The organism is Pseudomonas sp. HMWF006 (assembly GCF_003061205.1).
GTDB lineage: Bacteria > Pseudomonadota > Gammaproteobacteria > Pseudomonadales > Pseudomonadaceae > Aquipseudomonas > Aquipseudomonas monsensis.
Genome location: NZ_QAIU01000399.1, coordinates 16,511 through 17,722, shown reverse-complemented (window position 1 = coordinate 17,722; position 1,212 = coordinate 16,511). Strand labels below are relative to the sequence as shown.

3 protein-coding genes are annotated in these 1,212 nt (G+C 55.7%); 1 reads left to right on the top strand and 2 read right to left on the bottom strand.

Annotation, left to right across the window (positions count from 1 at the left end):
- Nucleotides 1-267: 267 nt before the first annotated feature.
- Nucleotides 268-489: a DUF1161 domain-containing protein gene (locus DBR24_RS16495; protein WP_128615289.1), complete on the bottom strand. Its 222-nt coding sequence runs from the start codon at nt 487-489 to the stop codon at nt 268-270.
- 127 nt (nt 490-616) lie between these two features.
- Nucleotides 617-832 carry a dodecin gene (locus DBR24_RS16490; protein ID WP_027610201.1) on the bottom strand — a complete coding sequence of 72 codons (216 nt, stop codon included), beginning with the start codon at nt 830-832 and terminating at the stop codon, nt 617-619.
- A 156-nt stretch (nt 833-988) separates the two neighbouring features.
- Here DBR24_RS16490 and DBR24_RS16485 point away from each other — a divergent pair.
- On the top strand, nt 989-1,212 hold a 224-nt coding region (locus DBR24_RS16485), incomplete at its 3' end, for a DUF883 domain-containing protein (RefSeq protein WP_146189065.1).

The window sequence follows — 1,212 nt, the reverse complement described above, 5'->3', positions numbered from 1 at the left end:
ATGAAGGGCTGAAGGGCGCCCTCACCCTAGCCCTCTCCCGGAGGGAGAGGGGACTGACCGGGTTGACTGTTCGAGGTACGCCGACCTGAAATATCCAGTCGTACTCAGGTTCTGAACGGCCCCCGATCTGCTCCCTTTCCCCTCTACCCCTTGGGGGAGAGGGCTGGGGTGAGGGGGTTAGATTTCAAATCCACCAAAAACCCCAAACCCCGGACACAAAAAAGCCGACGCATTCGCGTCGGCTTTTGTATTTCAGGCGGTATCAGCCTACTTCTTGTAGACGATTTTCTTGGTGCCACCTTCGCACGTGCCAACGACGTCGCCACCAGCGGCTGCACCCTTGTCGACAATCTCCAGCGAATACCCGGAAACGCCCTTGGCATCCAGCTTCGCCGCAATCTCGCTTTTCAGCTCTTCACAAGGCTTGCCGGCAGCAAACGCACCACCCGCAAGGCTCAACAAACCTACTGCCAATATGAACTTCTTCATCGGTCGCACTCCCTGGTCGGATTAAAAGAGGCGGGCATCGGACATTCACCCGATGCGCTCACCTTGTAGCGCTTTGCCATTCCTATGGCACTCGGCCAGCGCGCAAGTTCAGAAGCGTAGCCCAAACTCAGCTGCTGGCAATGCGGAAGCCGACTTTCAGCGTTACCTGGAAATGCGCAGCCTTGCCGTCCTTGATGTGGCCACGGGTCTCGACCACTTCAAACCATTCCAGGTGCTTGATGCTCTTGTTCGCTTCCGCCAGCGCGTTGTTGATGGCGTCTTCGATGCTGCTGGTGGACGAGCCGACCAGCTCGACTTTCTTGTACGTGTGATGGTCACTCATGGCGATCTCCTTGGCGTGTGAAATTGAGACTAGCAGTGATTTGCACTGTTGATTTCGGTGCCACGGTGCAAGCGAAGTTCAGATTTTCTGCACTTTCTCAAACCGCTGAAGTCCCAATCAACACACGCCACTCATCACCAATGCAGGAGAGCCACCATGGCCAACACCTCTTTACGTAAAGCCTCGTTGCAAAGCATGGAAGCCGAGATCGAGAGTCTGCTCAAATCGTTGGAAAGCCTGAAGGACGACGCTTCGGACGAGTCGCGCAAGACCCTCAAGGCGCTCAAAAGCAACGCTGAAAGTGCGCTGAAACATTCGCGCCACCTGCTCAGCGATGCCTACGAAGAAGTCAAAGTGAAAACCCGTGAGACCGGGATTGC

Bases quoted from the DNA above. Each gene is read 5' to 3' on its own strand.
- DBR24_RS16495 (WP_128615289.1), bottom strand. From the start codon at position 489: ATGAAGAAGTTCATATTGGCAGTAGGTTTGTTGAGCCTTGCGGGTGGT.
- DBR24_RS16490 (WP_027610201.1), bottom strand. From the start codon at position 832: ATGAGTGACCATCACACGTACAAGAAAGTCGAGCTGGTCGGCTCGTCC.